The organism is Sphingomonas desiccabilis, from assembly GCF_004135605.1.
Lineage (GTDB): Bacteria > Pseudomonadota > Alphaproteobacteria > Sphingomonadales > Sphingomonadaceae > Sphingomonas > Sphingomonas desiccabilis.
On sequence record NZ_SDPT01000002.1, the window covers coordinates 638,615 to 655,692 of the forward strand.

Below are 17,078 nucleotides of genomic sequence, written 5' to 3' on the forward strand. Positions count from 1 at the left end.
ACCGGCTCCCGTCAGGCCCGGAGCTGGTGGCAGGGCGCTCGGGCGGCAAATCGTGCTGATCTACATTTAAGATGGCAACCGAGGGTCTACCCGAGGCTTTTCAAGGATATGCCCGCATATTCCTTCCATCTCTGCACGCTCGACACGAGCCGTCCGATCAAGAATGATCATCACGAGTTTCCCGATGTCGGGGCCGCGTTGGCGGAAGCCGCGCGCATCGGCCGGGGCATGATCCGACAGCGCGTTCGCCGCAAGCCGTGCGAACTGCGCGCCCGCCTCGACGTTCGCGACGAGGGGGATGCCCCGGTCGCCCGCATCCTTCTGGCAGAGCTCGCCCGCCAGATGTCCTGAGGACGCCTCTCTTGACCGAGCCTGAAAACGCGGACGGGGACTCTCCCGTACCTGCGCCCGAGGACGTGCCCTTTCCCGGGCGTATCGCCCTGCATGTGGACGCGACGGACGTCACCCGCCGCATCTTCCGGGTGCGCGAAGTCATCCCGGTACCGAAAGCGGGTATCCTGACCCTGCTCTTTCCGGAGTGGCTGCCGGGCTATCACGCGCCCCAGGCCCCGATCGAGCTCTTCGCAGGCCTGACCGTCACCGCCGGGGGACAACCGCTTTCGTGGAAGCGCCATTCCATCCAGGTGCACGCCTTCCATGTGGACGTGCCGGAAGGTGTCCGGGAAGTGGAGGCCAGCTTCCAGTTTCTGTCGCCGACGGACAGCGCCCAGGGCCGGGTGATCGTGGGTGCGGAGATGCTGAGCCTCCAGTGGAATACGGTGCTGCTCTATCCCGCCGGCTATTTCGCGCGGCAGATCCCGTTCAACGCGAGCCTCACCCTTCCCGAGGGATGGCAGCAGGCGTGCGCGCTTGCGGTGACAGAGGGCGATGGCGGGACCGTCCGCTACGAGACTGCGCCACTCGACGTTCTGGTGGACTCTCCGGTGTTCGCGGGGCGGAACTTCGAGCGCGTCGCACTGGATGACGCGGCACAGGTGCACCTCAACATCTTTGCCGACAGTGCCGAGCAGATCGCGCTCACGCCCGAGAAGATCGCGCCGCATCGCGCCGTCGTCGCCCAGGCCGAGAAGCTGTTCGGGGCGCGGCCGTTCGACCGCTACGAGGTGCTGTTCGCGCTCAGCGAAGAGATAGGCAGCATCGGCGTCGAGCATCACCGATCCTGCGAGGCGGTGACGCTGCCGACCTATTTCACCGACTGGGAGGGGAGCTTCTCCAGGCGGGACACCATCCCGCACGAGTTCATCCACGCCTGGAACGGCAAGCACCGGCGCGGCGAGGACAGCTGGACGCCGAGCTTCGACCGGCCGATCCGCAACAGCCTGATGTGGGTCTATGAAGGCCAGACCCAATATTGGGACCGCATATTGTGTGCGCGCTCCGGCCTCTGGACGCCGGACTGGGCGATGCAGGCGATCGCGCTCACCGCCGCGACGCATGATGCCCGGGCGGGGAGCCGCTGGCGCCCGATGAGCGACACGACGCGCGACCCGATCATCGCTGCGCGCGCGACGCTGCCCTGGGCAAGCTGGCAGCGGAGCGAGGACTATTATTCGGAAGGGTCGCTCGTCTGGCTCGATGTCGATACGCGCATCCGCGCGTTGACGGACGACAGGCGGTCGCTCGACGATTTCGCCTGGCAGTTCTTCGCGGCCGAGGAAGCGGGGACCTGCACTACGCGCACCTACACCTTCGACGAGGTGGTCGTCGCGCTCCAGGATCTCGCCCCGTTCGACTGGGTGCGATTCTTCCGCGACAAGATCGAGGGCAAACACGACGACGCGCCGCTCCAGGGGCTGGAGCGGGGCGGCTACCGTCTGGTCTTCCGGGAGGAGCCGAGCGACTATTGGCGCAATTCCGAAAAGGTGGCGGGCAACGTCAACCTGATGTTCTCGCTGGGCCTGACCGTCGATACCGAGGGCAAGCTGGAGGAGGTGTTGTGGGAGGGGCCGGCCTATGACGCTGCCCTGACCACCGGCACGACGATCCTGGAGGTGGAAGGTGAGTCCTTCTCCCCCGATGCGGTGCGAAGCGCGGTCGCCAGGGCGAAGGGCGCGGACGGGCGAGTCCGACTGAAGGTCCGCGCGGGCCGGCAGCAGCGCACCGTCGAGGTCGCCTGCACGACCGGCCATCGCTACCCGCATCTCGAACCGATCGCGGGCGCCCGCCCGCGGCTGCTGGAGATCCTGGCGCCGCGCAGCTGACGACGGGCGGCGCGGAAAAGTGTCGCCGGACGATTGCGCGGCGCAGGACGGCACGCGACAAGCAGGAAATCAAAAGGGGAGATTTCCATGCGTCCAGCCTTGGCGATGCTGCTGCTGCCGCTCGTGCCGTTGATCCAGGCGAGCGCGCCGCCTGTGGTGCCGGCAGCAAAGGTGGCGGAGGGCGCGCAGGACGCGGCGTTGCTCACCTTCCTCGACCGTGCCTTTGACGAGCAGGTCGCCCTGAGCCCGGAGACGCAGACGCACCTGGGCTTCAGGACGAACTATGACCGGCTGGACGACTATACGGACGCGGCGGCGCAGCGTCGGCGCGACCTGTCGGAGCGGCAGCTGAAGCAATTGCGCGCGCAGTTCCGCCCGGATCAGCTGAGCGAGAGCGCGCGCATCAGCTATCGCCTGTTCGAATATGAGGCGGAGCGCGCGCGCGATTCCTTCCGCTTCCGCAAGCTGCGCTTCCCCGTATCGACCAACGGCAGCCCGGCGGGATCGATTCCGGTGCTGCTGATCAACAACCACAAGGTGGACACGGTCGAGGATGCACGCGCCTATGTCGCCCGACTTCGCGACACGGAGCGGGTGATGCGCGAAGTGGCGGCCACGATGCGCGAGCAGGCCGCCGCCGGCATCGTCCCGAACAAGGTGAACTTCGCGCCGGCACGCGCGGATGCGCGCAAGGTCATCACCGGTGCGCCCTTCGACGCCGGCGCGGACTCCACGCTGATGGCGGACTTCCGCAAGAAGGTCGGGGCACTGGACGCGCCGGCCGCCACCGAGGAGGCGCTGCTGCGCGATGCGCAGGCGGCCCTGACGGGGCCGTTCCGCCGCGGGTTCGACACGCTGTTCGCCGTGCTCGACGAGATCGAGCCCAAGTCGAAGGGCAACTTCGGCGCATGGAGCCTGCCCGACGGCGCGGCCTATTATGCCGATCGGCTGAAGAACTCGACCACCACCAGCCTGACCGCCGATCAGATCCATGCGCTCGGCCTGCGCCAGGTGGCGGCGATCCGGCAGGAGATGGAGGCGATCAAGCGGGAGGTCGGCTTCCAGGGAACGCTGGAGCAGTTCTTCGATCACATCCGCACCGACCCCAAGTTCAAATATCCGAACACCGAGGAAGGCCGGGAGGCATATCTCCGCGACGCCCGGGCGGTGATCGCATCGGTCATGGAGGTGGCGCCGCGCTATTTCCGCGTGCTGCCGAAGGCGCCGCTGGAGGTCCGCGCGGTCGAGAAGTGGCGCGAGGGGACGGCTTCCACCGCCTTCTACAACCAGCCCTCGGCGGACGGTTCGCGGCCGGGCATCTATTACGTGAACCTGGTCGACATGAACCAGACGCAGAAGGTGCAGGTCGCCGCCATCGCCGCGCACGAAGGCGCGCCGGGACACCACTTCCAGATCGCACGCCAGCAGGAATTGAGCGGTATCCCCAAGTTCCGACGCTTCGGCGGCTATGGCGCCTATGTCGAGGGATGGGGCCTGTATTCGGAGCGGCTGGCCAACGAAATGGGGGTCTACAAGGGGCCCTACGACCGATTTGGCATGCTGTCGCTCCAGGTGTGGCGCGCTATCCGGCTGGTGCTGGACACCGGCATCCACGCCAAGCGCTGGGATCGCGAGCAGGCGATCGCGTATTTCAAGGCCAACAGCTCGGTGTCCGACACCGACATCGCGCGCGAAGTCGATCGCTACTTCAACTGGCCGGGGCAGGCGACCAGCTACATGGTCGGCCAACTCAAGATCGCGGAGCTCCGCCAGCGCGCCGAGCGCGAACTGGGGCCGAAGTTCGACATCCGCGACTTCCATGAGGTGGTGCTGGGCCAGGGCGCCCTGCCGCTCGACGTGCTGGAGGAACAGGTGACGCGCTACATCGCTGACCGGCGACGCTGACCGGCGCGCCCGGGCGCGGCGTTTCCGCTGCCGCCGAAGGGGAGTTTTCCGGTCCCATGACAAAAATGTGAAAAGCGCGTGCGGGTGTGCGCGCGCGGCGGTGTCTCCTCACCGAAACCACCGGGTGGGGAAGGGAATTCATGAGGACCTCGCAGCGCGCCATTCGCAATCTTGCCTCCGTCAGCCTTGGGGCGGTGGCAGTGTTCCTCGGGTCGGGCGCAGGTGCGCAGGGCCTGGCCGGTGGGCCTGCAGCTACCGGCAACGAGCTTCGCGCTTCCACCGGCAGCCAATTGGCATCCGGCAGCGGATATGGCGTGACCGCGATCGGCATCGAGGTGGAGGGTGCCGCACCCGCGCCGGCGGGGCGGTTCGCCGCAGCGCGCGCCGTGGCGGATGCGCATTCGCGTCTGCCGGGCCGCGCCGGCGGGGCTTTCCACGCCACCGCGTCGGTCCCGGGCATCCCGGAGCGAGCGGATGCGTGCGGCGAACTGGTCGACGGCGAGGCAAGCTGCACCGCCGCCGACCCGGTGAACGAGGGTGTCTACTACGCCGCTCCGGGTGACGTGACCGTGCACCTGGAGGACGGGCTGGTGATCGAGCCTTCGGCCGGCCTGGCCGGCGTGATCGCGATCTCGGAAGAAGGCATCGCGACCATCGACGGCGCCGGCGCCACCATCCGCACCGAGAATGCGTCCGGCGCGGTGGCGGAGCGTGCCAATGGCGTGGTGATCGACCTCGCGAGCGTGTCCGTCGAGATGACCGATCCGGATGCGTTCGCCTTCGGCATCGCGGCGGCATCTCCATACGGCACGATCGCGATCAACGCGGGCGAGGTAAAGACTAAGGGCGACTACACGACCGGCATCATCGCCGAAGGCTCTTCCAGCGACGTCTTCATCAACGCGGGCAAGATTTCCACCGATGGCTTTTCGTCGGACGGGATCGTCGTCCGCACCGGCGGAGTCGTCGACATCCAGGTCGGCACGATCGAGAGCACGGGTGAGTATAACTGGGGGGTGAACGTCACCAACGGCGGCTATGTCGACGACGCGCTCTGGAGTGGGCCGACGAACGTCGCGGTAGAGAGCATCAAGCTGAGCGGCGACAACAATCGCGGCGTGAACGTGTTCACGTTGACGGACACCGAGATCCAGGTCGGCACGTTGGAATCCGAGGGAAGCAACGGCACCGGCGTGTACGTGACCGCCTATGGCAGCGCCGGCGTCCGCATCGGCGATCTTTCGATGAGCGGCACCGACAACACCGGCGTGCTGGTCCAGACCCTGGGCAGGGCGACCGTCGCGGTGGAGAACGCAACCTTTACCGGCACCGGGGGCGGCATCCTCGCGTTCGGTGAGGCACTTGGCGCGGACATCAGGGTGGGTACTCTCACCACCGAGATGGGGGGCGGCATCCAGGGTGTGTCGGAAGCTGGCGACGTGTCGATCGAAGCCGGCACGGTGCGGGTGAACGGTGATTTCGCTAGCGGTGTCTTGGCCGCGAGCACCTATGGCAAAGGCACCGTCCGGGTCGGCGAGGTTTCGACGAACGGGATGTTTGCTATCGGCGTGAAGGTGGAAGCGCTGCATGGCGACGTGCTGGTCCATGCGGGCAAGGTTTCCACGGAGGGCGAGCAGTCCTACGGCATCAAGGCGGACGGCAAGACGACTTTGGTTGCGGTCGATCAGTCGGTGACGACCTCGGGCGCCGCTGCCTTTGGCGTGATCACCTCGAGCACCGATGGTGACGCCGTCGTGGTGGCGAAGGGTGCCGTCGATACCCGCGGCGACATGGCCGACGCGCTGCGAGCGACGGGTCGCTATGGCACCGGCCGCGTGCTGGCGAGCGGTGCCGTTTCCACGCACGGCGACCAGGCGAGCGGGATCCGGGCGTGGGGCGAGAACGGGCAGGTGGACGTCCAGGCGCAGAGCGTCACGACCAGCGGTGCGAACAGCCACGGCATCGTCGCCCGGACGCTCTATGCCGAATGGTTCCTGGGCCAGGGTGCCCCGAACCCCTATGACTTCACCGGGAACATCGACGTCGCTGCGGCGAACGTCGCGGTCACCGGCGCGGACTCCCTGGGCATCAGTGCGCGAGGCTTGGGCGAGGCGAACATCGTCGCGGGCAATGTCAGCTCGGCCAAGAGCTACGCGATCGAGACCAACATGATCGGCGACGTCGCGCTCGACCTGCGCGGCACCGTGAAGTCGGGGGCGGTCGCGGCCGTCCGATCGACGGGCGCGGACGTGTCGGTCAACATCGGCGCTGGTGCGCAGGTGATCGGCGCCACTGATGCCTTGGTGATCAGCGCCGCCGGAAAGCGCTGCGTCCTGCCGAACCCCGAGGACGGCGTCACCCCGAACCCGTGCCCGAACCCGGGCTATTCGGACTGGCGCGACGCGATGCCCGGCTTCTCGGAATTCGGCGACAGCCTCGGCGTTCCGGAGATCGGCATCGGCGGCGTCGCAGCGATCGTGAACAACGGCACCATCCAGGCGCAGGATGGCTATGCCATCCGCCTGGCGAGCGGCCGCGCGCTGATCGACAACCGCGGGCGCATCGAGGGTGGGGTGCTGTTCGGGGCAGGCGAAGACCTGTTCGACAACTCCGGCGTGTTCGCCATCGGTCGCGACAGTGACTTCGGTGCCGGCGTCGACGTGCTGCGCAACAGCGGCGTCGTGAAGCTCGCCAGCGCCAAGGCGGCGGCAAGCTACAAGCTGGCCGGGCTGGAGCGGTTCGAGAACAGCGGCACCATCGACCTGGGCAACAAGGTCGCGGGCGATGTCCTGACGCTGAGCGGCGACTATCGCGGCAGCGGCAATGCGGCGCTGCTGCTCGACATCGACACGGCGGCCGGGCGTGGCGACCAACTGGTAATCCAGGGCGATGCCACGGGCTCGACCCGGGTGGCGGTCGCGGCCACCGCCGGGACCGCGCAGTTGACCGACGCCGAGGGCATCGTCCTCGTGAAGGTCGCGGGGGACTCGACGGCGGACGCCTTTGCCCTCGACGCTGCGAGCCGCGACATCGGCTTCGTCAACTATGCGCTGGGCTATGATGCCGCGAATGGCGACTATCGCCTGACCGGCCGGGCGGGGGCAGCCGCGTATCGCATGGTAGGCGCGCTGCAGGCGGCCGAGAACCTGTGGGACGCGAGCGCGGACCTGCTGCGGACCGCCAACCTGTCGAAGCGCGATGCGCAGCTGGCGGGCCAGGGCGAGGCGGACACGTCGCGGCTGTGGGGCGTGTTGCAGGGCGGGCGCCTGTCGCGCAACCTGGACACGACGGGTGCGTCCGGCACCATCGACCTGGACTATCGCCAGACGCGCCAGGGCGGGCAGATCGGCTTCGACCTGCTGAACAACGCCGGCGACACCGGCCTGCTGCGGGTGGGCGTGACGGGCGGCTATGCCGACTCCACGCTGAACTTCCGCAACTCTGCCGACCGGATCGAGCTGTCGACCGCCAACGTCGGGCTCTATGCGGGCTATGTCGGCGAGCGGGCGTTCGCCAACCTGCTGGTCAAGTACGACCGCCACGACCTGACCGCGCGCAGCGGCGCGCTTGCCGCCGACGCCGACTTCGACGGCTCGACCTGGGGCGTGGACGGCGAAGTCGGCCTGCGCATGGGTAGTGCCGGCATGTTCATCGAGCCGACCGCGGGCCTCGCCTGGATGCGGACGTCGCTGGACGACCTCGCCAACGGCAACCAGCGCCTCGCATTCCGCGACTCCGACGGGTTCAAGGGCCGCATCGGCGCGCGCTTCGGCGGCACCAGCGTGTTTGCGAACGGCAATGCGCTGACGGTCTATCTGAGCGGGAACCTCGCCCACCGCTTCGGCAGCGACTATGCGGCCGACCTGGTGAGCGGTGCCAGCCAGCGCATCAAGTTCGATCGCGTCGGCACCACGGGCGAGGGGCAGCTGGGCCTGTCCTATCGCACCGCCGCCGGCTTCCAGGCCTTTGTCGAGGGCCAGGGCGAGACCGGCAGCGGCTATTCGGGGGTGACGGGCTGGGCAGGCTTCCGGATCGGTTTCTGATCCGGCGGTCGACGCTCGAAAGGGAGACGCGTTGAGCACCAATGTATCGGCATCGCGCGGCTTGGCCGAGTGGCTGCATGGCCACCGGCTGAGCTTCGCCTGCACCTCCTACCAGACGGGGCTGCTCGCGCTGGTCGGCACCAATCGGGAAGGCGCAGTGGCATTGAGCCGCTGCGCCTTCGACCGTGCGATGGGCCTCGCCTGGCGTGCGGGGCGGCTTTACCTTGCTACGAAACAGGAGATCTGGCGGCTGGAGAACATCCTGGCGGCCGGAGCCGAGACGGCCGACGGCGAAGACCTGCTGCTCGTGCCGCGCAACGCGCAGGTGACCGGGGATGTCGATGCGCATGAGCTGGGCGTCTCACCACGCGGCGAGATCGTCTTCGTCAACACCGCCTATTCCTGTCTGGCGAGCACCAGCGTCCGGCACAGCTTTCGTCCGGTGTGGACGCCCCCGTTCATCAGCCGCCTGGCGCCGGAGGACCGCTGCCACCTGAACGGCGTCGCCTTCGATGCCGTGGGGCAGCCAGCCTATGTGACCGCGGCGGGAAGGACCGATGTCGTCGGCGGGTGGCGCGAGGACCGGCGCGGCGGTGGCGTGGTCGTCGAGGTGGCGGGCGGTAAGGTCGTCGCCGAGGGGCTGTCGATGCCGCACTCACCGCGGCTGGTGGGGCGCGACCTGTTCTTCCTGGAAAGCGGGCGCGGGCAGATCGTCCGGCTGAACCTGGATACGGGCGAGCGGCAGGATCTGGGCTTCTGCCCGGGCTTCCTGCGCGGCATGTCGATCCACGACGGTCATGCGCTGGTCACCGTGTCCAAACCGCGCGAGGAGACATTCGCCGGCTTGCCGATCGACGAGCAACTTGGCAGACGCGGAGGTACCCCGTGGTGCGGGGTGCTGATCGTCGAACTCGCGAGCGGAAACATCGTCCAATGGCTGCGCTTCCAGGGCGAGCAAACCGAGATGTTCGACGTCGTTGCCCTGCCGGGCGTGCGGCAGCCGAAGGCGGTCGCCCCCGGCAGCAGCGAAGCCCAGGGGCTGATCACGATCGAGCGCGAGCCGGATCCGGCAACCCTTTCCGTCCCGGTCCGGCCGCGGAGCGGCTGACGTGGCGCGCGGGCGGGCGATGAGCGAAGCGCGTCCGCCCGACGGGGACGTGGTGCCGCCGCCCTCCGGCCTGGAAGCCGTGTACCTCGCCCATCGGCAGGTGCTGCTGCGTTTCCTGCGCGCGCGTGGCGCCGGGGACCGGGCCGAGGACCTGGTGCAGGAACTGTGGCTGCGCCTCGTCTCCACACCCACGGGTCCGGTCGTCGACCCGCTCAACTACCTGTTCCGCGCCGCCAACAACCTGATGCTCAACCGCTTCCGCTCTGAAAAGCGGGACGAGGCGCGGGACGAGGCATGGACCGACGTCCACCGCTCCATGCCGGACAGCCCGGCCGAAGCGGCACTGGTGGCCCGGCAGGAAATCGCAAAGGCGCGGCAGCGCCTGACCGAAACCGGCAGCCGGGTGCAGGAGGTGTTTTTCCTGTTTCGGGTCGAGGGCATGTCCCAGCGCGCCATCGCCGAGCGCTTCGGCGTGAGCCTCAGTGCCGTGGAAAAGGACATTCAGCGGGCCTATCGCGCGATCGCGGCCCTGAAGGAAGAAGCCGATGCCTGAGCCAGGACAGGCCGCGCCCGATCCCGCGGCAGAAGCGATCGCCTGGCTGGTTCGGCAACGCGATCCGCGCTTCGACGAGTGGGAGGCATTCACGCGGTGGCTGGAAGCCGACCCGATCCATGCGGAGCGCTATGGCGACCTTGCGGCGCTCGATGCCGGGGTGGCGGAAGATCTTGCCGCAGCCCCGCCGGCCTTTGAGACGCCGGGTGCGGCGCAGGTGGAGCGGCGCGGCGTCGGTATCCTGCCCCGTGCAGTGGCGGCGGTCGCCGCGCTGGTGCTGGTGGCGGTCGGCATCTTCCTGCTGCGGCCCGGGACGGCCTATGAACTGGCGACGCCGCCCGGGCAGACGAAGCGCGTGCAGCTTGCCGACGGAACGCGCGTCATCCTGCGCGGCGACACCCGCCTGCGCCTGGACCGCGCGGCGCCGCGCGAGATCGCACTACAAGCCGGCGAAGCCTGGTTCGAAGTGGCGCATGTTCCGGCAACGCCGTTCCGCGTGCGGTTCGACGGCGGGGTGGCCGAGGACTTGGGAACGCGGTTCACCGTGCGGCATCTGGGCGAAGGAAGCGAGGTCGCGGTCGCGGAAGGGGCGGTGGCGGTTCGGGCCGGTCCCGAGCGGATCGACCTCACGCCCGGACGGCGGCTGCGCATCGAGAATGGACGGCGGCGCGTGGAGCCGATCGACGTCCGCGCGGTGGGTGCCTGGGCGACGACGAGCCTCAGCTACCAGGATGCCGCGCTGAGCGTCGTGGCGGCGGACCTGTCGCGCACGCTCGGCGTACCGGTGGCGGTCGCGCCGTCGCTGCGCGGCCAGCGCGTCACCGCGACGATCCAGATCGAGGCCGACGCCGATCGCAGCATGGCCCGCCTTGGTCCGCTGCTCGGCATCCGGGTCGTGCGGCAGGGTGCCGGATGGGTGTTCGCCGCTCCGCGATGAAGGGCCTGGCCGTGGTCCCTGCCGGTGCAGCGCTCGCCGCAGCGCTGTCCGGGGCTGCACAGGCGCAAGTGCCGATCGACGTCGCGCCGGGGCAACTTCGGTCGACGGTCGCGCAGATCGCCGCCCGGATGCGGGTGAGCATCGCCCTTGAGGACGCGACGATCGGCAGTTTGTCCGCACCGCGGGTCGCGGGCACCCTGACGGCCGAGGCCGCGCTGCGGCAGGCGGTCCGCGGGCTTCCTGTGCGCGTGGTGGTGATCGACGGGGCAACCTTCCGGGTGATCCGGGCGGCCGCCGCCAAGCGACCGCAATCCCGGACGCGGCGGCCGCAGGCGCCCACTCCCGCGGCCGAGCGGGCAGCGGACCCGCAGGAGGTCGTCGTCACCGCGACCAAGCGCGATCCGCGCCGCTCGCGCCATGCAGGAACCGTGCTGCTGATCGGCAGCGACGATCTGGCCTCTTCCGGCGCGGCGGGGACGGAGGCGATCGCGCGCGCCGTCACGTCCCTCAACTCCACGCACCTCGGGGCGGGGCGGGACAAGTTGTTCCTGCGTGGGGTCGGGGACTCCAGCTACAGCGGACAGACCCAGGCCACGGTCGGGCAATATCTGGGGGAGGCGCGGCTCAACTACACCGGGCCCGACCCGGCATTGCGCCTCTATGACGTCGAGCGGGTGGAGTTGCTGCTCGGCCCCCAGGGGGCGCTCTATGGCGCAGGCTCCATGGGCGGCATCATGCGGATCGAGCCCAACCGCCCCGATCCCGCTGCCGCTTCGGCGAGCATCCAGCTGTCCGGATCGATGACCCGGGACGGCGCGCCGGGGGCCGAAGCGGCGGCGGTGCTCAACCTGCCCGTCGGGCGCGCGCAGGGTGCGCTGCGTGCGGTCGGCTACCGGCTGCGCGAGGGCGGCTATATCGACGACGTGGCGCGAGGGGTGCGCGACAGCGACCGGCTCGACGTGGAAGGCGGGCGCCTGGCTTATGCGCTGAGCCCCGCCCCGGCCTGGCGCGCGGAGGTGGCCGGGCTGTTCCAGAACATCGATGCGCGCGATGCCGATTATGCCGACCGGCGGGTCGGCGCACTCGCCCGCAGCTCGGCCGTCGCGCAGCCCTATCGCAACCGCTATCGCCTGGGTTCCGTCACGGTGAGCCACGACGGGGACGCGCTGCGGATGGTGGCGAACCTCTCCCACGCACGCGCCGCGCTTCGCGATCGCTTCGACGGCGGCGAGATCGGGTCCGTGCCGCGCTTCCTCGACCGGCGCAACGTCGCCGACGTGACCACGGGAGAAATCCGCCTCGGCAGCCCCGTGCGGAAGCGGAACAGCTGGATGGTGGGGGCAGCCTTTGTCGACAGCAGCGCCACATCGCGCACGCAGCTGAGCCAAGGCGAAGAGGCGTTCGCTTCGATCGACGCCCGCTCGCGGATCGAGGAGAAGACCCTGTTCGGCGAAGGCTCGCAATCGATCGGCCCGGTGGCAATGACGCTGGGCCTGCGGCTCGTGCGGTGGGACAGCGATGCGCAGGCCTCGATGGCTGCCGCCGGCGCGCGGCCACGCACCGCGGACGGCTGGGCGTTCCTGCCCACGGCCGGCGTCCTGATCGACTGGGCGCCGGATGCGCAGATGTTCGTGCGCCATGCGCGGAGCTACCGCCCACCGACCGTGGTCGCCAGCGTGACCGGCGCCAACCGTCTCGCCGGGGATGGCTATGGCGCCTGGGAGGTGGGCGTGCGGCTTTCGCCCAGCAGGGACCGCCCCTTCGACGGCGCGCTTACGCTGTCGCGCGGCCGGTGGCGCGACGTCCAGGCGGAGGCGGTCGACGATGTCGGCAACCTGACGGCGGCGAACATCGGCAACGCGCGCATCCTGACGGTCGAGGGCTCGTTCGGCTGGCAGATGTCGCCGCGCCTGAAGGCGAGCGGGGGCGTCACGTTCAACGACACGGTCGTGAAGCGGGGCGCTCCAAGCATCATCTTTGTCACCCGCAGCCGTCTTCCGAACATCCCGGACGTGGGCGCCCGCCTCGCGCTTGCCTATGCGAGCCCGGCCGACCGCCGTTATCCGTTCAGCCTGGCGACGACGGCGAACTACGTCGGGCACTCACGCGCCGGGATCGGGGCGATCTTCGATCGCGTCCAGGGCGGGTACGTCGATTGGGCGGCGGAGGGAACCGTCACGCTCCGGAACGCAGCGCTGTTCCTGCGGGCGACCAACCTGCTCGACACCCACGGCAGTCGTTTCGGGCTCGGCACCATCGCCCAGGTCGCGCTGGAGACCCAACATGTCCCGCAGCGACCTCGGACCGTGACGCTAGGCGTCCGGTGGAGCGGCAGCCGCTGACGCCCTCGCCGCGATCGGCAGGCGAAGCCGGAAGGCGGCGCCGGACGGGGTGGCGAGCAGTTCCAGCGCGCCTCCGGCCGAGGCCAGCAGCGATCGCGCGATCGGCAGGCCGAGGCCCGTTCCCCCGCGCGCACGCCGCGAGGTGAAGAAGGGCTCGAAGATCCGGCCGCGATCGGCGGGAGGGATGCCGGCACCATCGTCGGTGACGGTGACGCGCAGGTCCTGGTCCTGCCGGATGTCGATCGTGATCTCCCTCGCCCCGGCCTGGCGGCTGTTGTCGAGGAGGGTGGTGAGCACGGCCTCAAGCGTCGCCTGCGGCATGGCGGCGGCCGGCACGGGCGCTCCGGTCGTAACGGCGATGGCGCACTCCGCGCTGCCGAGCGCGCCGGCCAGCCGGCGCGCCGTGGCGACGACGTCGGCGATGCCGTCCGACGGCGCCGTCATCATGTCGGCACGGGCGAGCTCCAGCAGTCGCGAGACCAGCAGCGTCAGCCGCGTCGCGTCCGCGTCCACGTTCGCCAGAAACCGACGCCGATCCTCGGGCCCCATGTCGTCGGCATGGTCCTGCAGCAGCTCGATCGCACCGCGGATGGCGGCAAGCGGCGTCTTGAATTCGTGGCTGACGGCATGGGCGAAGTCGCGCAGGTAGCGCGAACGCTTGTCGATCGCCTCGGCCATGACGCCGAAGTCGCGGTACAGGTCCTGGATCTCGAGCGCCGCGGTGGGGGGCACCGCAGGCACGCTGCCCTGGCCGGCGGCGACGCCCCGCGCGGCCTGGCGCAACCGGTCGATCGGCCGCGCGATGCCGCGCGACAGCAGGCCCGACAGAAGGACCAGCGCCCCCAGGATCGCAAGCACCCCGAACGCGATCTTGCCGCGATCCTCATAGAGGCCGACGAACAATGCGCGTGCCGATCGCGACAGCAGCAGCACGCCGACCACCCGCCCGTCGACGCGGATCGGGCGGGCATGGTGCACGCGGATCGCGGCAGCGCGCGAAAGCCATTCGAAGCGATAGACCGCCCGATAGGCTCCGTTGCGGCGGAGGGTGGTGGCGGGCCTGCCGCCGAGGGCGGAGGCGATCTCGGGCAGGGACGCGTAGCTGCCGCCTGCCTTGCTGCCGGTGACGAGGCGGCCTTGCCGGTCAAGCAGCAGGATCGACGCCAGGGTCGCCTCACGCGTCTGGGCGAGAACGGGTTCGAAGCGCGCCGCCGCCGCACGCGCATCGGCTGCCGGAGGGCCGGCGGGGACGGGGGCCGGGCGCTCGGGAAGGATCGGCGTGCTGCTGAGATCGACCTCCGTGCTGCCGCCAGCCTCGTACGTCCGCCGCGCCGCCACGGGCCCGCGTGCGGAGGGACGGGGAGACGCCCCCGGCCATAATGCGGTGGCGCCGGCTGCGAGCGCAGCGCCCTGGGCGGCCAGTTCGGCCTCCGTCTGGCGCACCAGCGTGTTCTCGTAGACGCGCAGGAACACCGCACCGACCCCGGGGAGCGCTGCCACCAGGAAGAAGCTGGCAAACAGATAGGTGCGCAGCGACAGCCGCGGCCAGTGCCGCTTCGCCCAGGCCTTCGCCGCGCCGATCACGCTCCGGCGCCGGTGCAGGTTCCGAGCCGGTAGCCGATGCCGGGCCGCGTCTCGATCACGTCGGCCCCGCCGGCTTGCGCGAACTTGGCGCGCAGGTTGCGGATGTGGCTGTCCACGGTCCGATCGGTGATGGCGAAGCCCGGGCCATGGAGCCGGTCGATGATCGCGTCGCGGCTGAACACCTTGCCCGGCATCACCGCCAGCGTGCGCAGGATCGAGAATTCGGTCACGGTCAGCGGCACCTCCGTCTCGTCCCAGCGCGCCTGCCAGCCCTCCACGTCCAGAGTGAGCCGGGCGTGGCGGATGGCGGCGCCGACGTGGTCGGCCGCCGGCGGCCGTGCATGGGTGCGGCGCAGGATCGCCATCACCCGCGCCACAACCTCGCGGGGCGAGAAGGGCTTCACGACATAATCGTCGGCGCCCAGCTCGATGCCGAGCACCCGGTCGATCTCGTCGTCGCGAGAGGAGAGGAACAGGATCGGCAGCTCGCCGCTTGCCCTCAGCCGGCGGCAGACCTCCAGCCCATCCATGCGCGGCATGTTGATGTCGAGTACGATCAGGTCGGGACGGCGCGCTTCGGCAGCCTCGAGCGCGGCCTCGCCATCCTCCGCCTCGATCGCGTCGAGCCCTGCCTTGCCGAGGGCGAAGACGAGCAGCTGGCGGATATGCGGATCGTCGTCGGCGACGAGAATGGTGCGGGGCATGGGACACAGGATCATGGTTGCCGCGCCTCCGTCAACGGCGTGGGAGCCGTCGGCGGCGGCGCGGGCGGCGCGACGGGGACGCCGCCGCAGTCGCGGCCATCCGGCGCCGGCCGGGGGAGCGGCGGACTGCTTCCCAGCATCGCCCGCGCCGCGGCAAGGCGGCGGGCGTTGCGCCAGGTCCAGCTGTGCCAGTCCGCCTGCTCGCGCTCCACCCGGCCGAGAGTCTGCGCGCGGAGGTAGGTGACGCGGTCGCGCAGGATCGGCCCACCGGCGCGTCGCTCGAGTTCGATGAGCGGCAGCAGCGCGGACGCGCCGAGGCGCTCCAGATAGCAAAGATCGAGGTCGTCGCCCGCTCTGGCGTGCCGCACGTTCCAGGCGGCGGCGATCGCACCCGGATCCGCCACGCTGGCGGCGGCGAGCACGGTGCAGCCCGCGAGCGCGTTCGCGTTGACGAGCCACCGGCTCGTCCGGCCCGCCAGCATGCGCCAGACGATCAGCACGAGCCCGACCGCCACCAGCGCCATCCACGCAAGCGCGGCGATGCGCAGCCCGGTGAGCGAGTAGGCGGCGACATAGTCGAGGGTCCGCAGGATGCTGGAGCAGACCAGCAGCAGGTTCTGCGCCACCCAGAGCAGGACCAGCCGGCGGACGAAGCGGCTGCGTGCGCCGCTGCTGCCGGGACGTGCGGCGACGAGCACGAATGCGGCGGCAAGCAGTGCCGTCACGATCAGCGGATAGGCGCCGCGATGGGCGTAGTCGGCGAGCGTAACCCCATCCGGCAACGGCGCACCGCTCCACAAGAAGGCGAGGTCGAGCGCGTTCTCGATCGCGAAGATCGCGTTGAAGGTGACGAGCGACAGGGCAAGGGTCGCGAGCGGCACGTCGGGGACGCGCGGCCTTTCGAACGCAGAGGTCTCGCCGATCCGCAGCAGGGCGTGGCGCGGCCGCAGGCTGGGCCAGACCAGCAGCAGCACGAACGACCAGAAGATCAGATGGAAGAGGGCCGAGCTGAAGTCCGGAAGACGGATCGCGGCAAAGGCGTTGCCGATCAGCGGATTCGCGGTGGCGAACAGGGCGAGAAAGGTGGCGCCGCCCAGGAGCGGCAGCGCAAGGATCGCGAGAACCGCCACTGGCCCGGTCCCCGGCCGCGCGGGTGAGACCTTCCGCAGGCGTGCCATGTCCTGCAGCACCGCCACCGGAGTGACAAGGCCGTGGAGGAACAGCCGCCTGGTCCAGCCGATCGCGGACCCGAACCGGTGCTGCGGCAGCAGGACCGCGGAGGCGAGCGCCGCCCAGAACAGGCACCAGTCGAGCGGGTCGGGATCGTCCACCAGTGCGAGACCGGCCGCGACCGCCACCAACAGCGCGCCGAGCGCGGCGCGGTTGCGGCGCAGATCGGGACGCGTGAGCGCGACCACCGCGGTCCAGGCCAGCGCGAAGACGCCGAGGGTGGCGCCTGGCTCCTCGCCGTAGAATAGCAGTTGCGCCACCGCGATCAGCGCGACGGCGCCTAGGGCTTTGCGGAGGAAGGTGAAACGTGGTCGGTACGTGCTGGCGGTCATGCCGATCTCCCTTGATCGGCCAGGGACTAGGCAGCGGCCGTCGAGGTCGCGCGGAAGCGGTCGACCGGAAACCATGGCGCTTCGGTGCAGAAGCCGTGCAGAGGACGACCCGAAGTGC

Annotated in this window: 11 protein-coding genes; 8 read left to right on the plus strand and 3 right to left on the minus strand. The window is 69.9% G+C overall.

Translation table 11 applies throughout. The features are described 5' to 3' along the window. Positions 1-108 precede the first annotated feature (108 nt). The 8 genes from EO081_RS11170 (at position 109) to EO081_RS11205 (ending at position 13,110) form a co-directional block, all read left to right on the plus strand. Complete coding sequence (locus EO081_RS11170; protein ID WP_129341991.1) at positions 109-351, plus strand: DUF6894 family protein; 243 nt, start codon at positions 109-111, stop codon at positions 349-351. 11 nt (positions 352-362) lie between these two features. Further along, positions 363-2,222 (plus strand): M61 family metallopeptidase, encoded by a 1,860-nt coding sequence (locus tag EO081_RS11175; RefSeq protein ID WP_129341992.1) that lies wholly within the window; start codon positions 363-365, stop codon positions 2,220-2,222. A gap of 87 nt (positions 2,223-2,309) precedes the next feature. Next, entirely contained in the window at positions 2,310-4,127 is a 1,818-nt protein-coding gene (locus tag EO081_RS11180; RefSeq protein WP_183947920.1) for a DUF885 domain-containing protein, read from the plus strand. A gap of 140 nt (positions 4,128-4,267) precedes the next feature. Continuing rightward, a complete protein-coding gene (locus EO081_RS11185) occupies positions 4,268-8,170 on the plus strand; it encodes an autotransporter outer membrane beta-barrel domain-containing protein (protein ID WP_129341993.1) in 3,903 nt (1,300 codons plus the stop codon). Positions 8,171-8,201: 31 nt separating this feature from the next. Then, entirely contained in the window at positions 8,202-9,278 is a 1,077-nt protein-coding gene (locus tag EO081_RS11190) for a TIGR03032 family protein (protein WP_129341994.1), read from the plus strand. A 19-nt stretch (positions 9,279-9,297) separates the two neighbouring features. Continuing rightward, positions 9,298-9,831 (plus strand): RNA polymerase sigma factor, encoded by a 534-nt coding sequence (locus tag EO081_RS11195; RefSeq protein WP_129341995.1) that lies wholly within the window; start codon positions 9,298-9,300, stop codon positions 9,829-9,831. Further along, positions 9,824-10,768, plus strand: a complete 945-nt coding sequence (locus tag EO081_RS11200; protein WP_129341996.1) for a FecR family protein — start codon at positions 9,824-9,826, stop codon at positions 10,766-10,768. Before EO081_RS11195 ends, EO081_RS11200 begins: the two co-directional genes overlap by 8 nt. After that, on the plus strand, positions 10,744-13,110 hold the full coding sequence (locus EO081_RS11205; RefSeq protein WP_129341997.1) for a TonB-dependent receptor: 2,367 nt from the start codon (positions 10,744-10,746) through the stop codon (positions 13,108-13,110). Before EO081_RS11200 ends, EO081_RS11205 begins: the two co-directional genes overlap by 25 nt. Here the strand turns inward: EO081_RS11205 and EO081_RS11210 are convergent. From EO081_RS11210 to EO081_RS11220, 3 genes are read right to left on the minus strand one after another with little or no spacing between them, the layout of a single operon-like run. Continuing rightward, the gene (locus tag EO081_RS11210; RefSeq protein ID WP_129341998.1) at positions 13,081-14,694 is read right to left on the minus strand and encodes a sensor histidine kinase; all 1,614 of its coding nucleotides are present in this window, start codon (positions 14,692-14,694) and stop codon (positions 13,081-13,083) included. The genes EO081_RS11205 and EO081_RS11210 overlap by 30 nt on opposite strands. After that, positions 14,691-15,413: a response regulator transcription factor gene (locus tag EO081_RS11215; protein WP_129341999.1), complete on the minus strand. Its 723-nt coding sequence runs from the start codon at positions 15,411-15,413 to the stop codon at positions 14,691-14,693. Before EO081_RS11215 ends, EO081_RS11210 begins: the two co-directional genes overlap by 4 nt. Then, positions 15,410-16,960: a DUF4153 domain-containing protein gene (locus tag EO081_RS11220; RefSeq protein ID WP_129342000.1), complete on the minus strand. Its 1,551-nt coding sequence runs from the start codon at positions 16,958-16,960 to the stop codon at positions 15,410-15,412. The genes EO081_RS11215 and EO081_RS11220 overlap by 4 nt, the downstream gene beginning before the upstream one ends. Between the last annotated feature and the right edge of the window lie 118 nt (positions 16,961-17,078).

What these genes read in the sequence shown, in the direction of transcription:
- EO081_RS11170 (WP_129341991.1), top strand. Translation starts at nt 109, where the DNA reads ATGCCCGCATATTCCTTCCATCTCTGCACGCTCGACACGAGCCGTCCG.
- EO081_RS11180 (WP_183947920.1), top strand. Translation starts at nt 2,310, where the DNA reads ATGCGTCCAGCCTTGGCGATGCTGCTGCTGCCGCTCGTGCCGTTGATC.
- EO081_RS11185 (WP_129341993.1), top strand. Translation starts at nt 4,268, where the DNA reads ATGAGGACCTCGCAGCGCGCCATTCGCAATCTTGCCTCCGTCAGCCTT.
- EO081_RS11195 (WP_129341995.1), top strand. Translation starts at nt 9,298, where the DNA reads ATGAGCGAAGCGCGTCCGCCCGACGGGGACGTGGTGCCGCCGCCCTCC.
- EO081_RS11200 (WP_129341996.1), top strand. Translation starts at nt 9,824, where the DNA reads ATGCCTGAGCCAGGACAGGCCGCGCCCGATCCCGCGGCAGAAGCGATC.
- EO081_RS11205 (WP_129341997.1), top strand. Translation starts at nt 10,744, where the DNA reads ATGGGTGTTCGCCGCTCCGCGATGAAGGGCCTGGCCGTGGTCCCTGCC.
- EO081_RS11215 (WP_129341999.1), bottom strand. Translation starts at nt 15,413, where the DNA reads ATGATCCTGTGTCCCATGCCCCGCACCATTCTCGTCGCCGACGACGAT.
- EO081_RS11220 (WP_129342000.1), bottom strand. Translation starts at nt 16,960, where the DNA reads ATGACCGCCAGCACGTACCGACCACGTTTCACCTTCCTCCGCAAAGCC.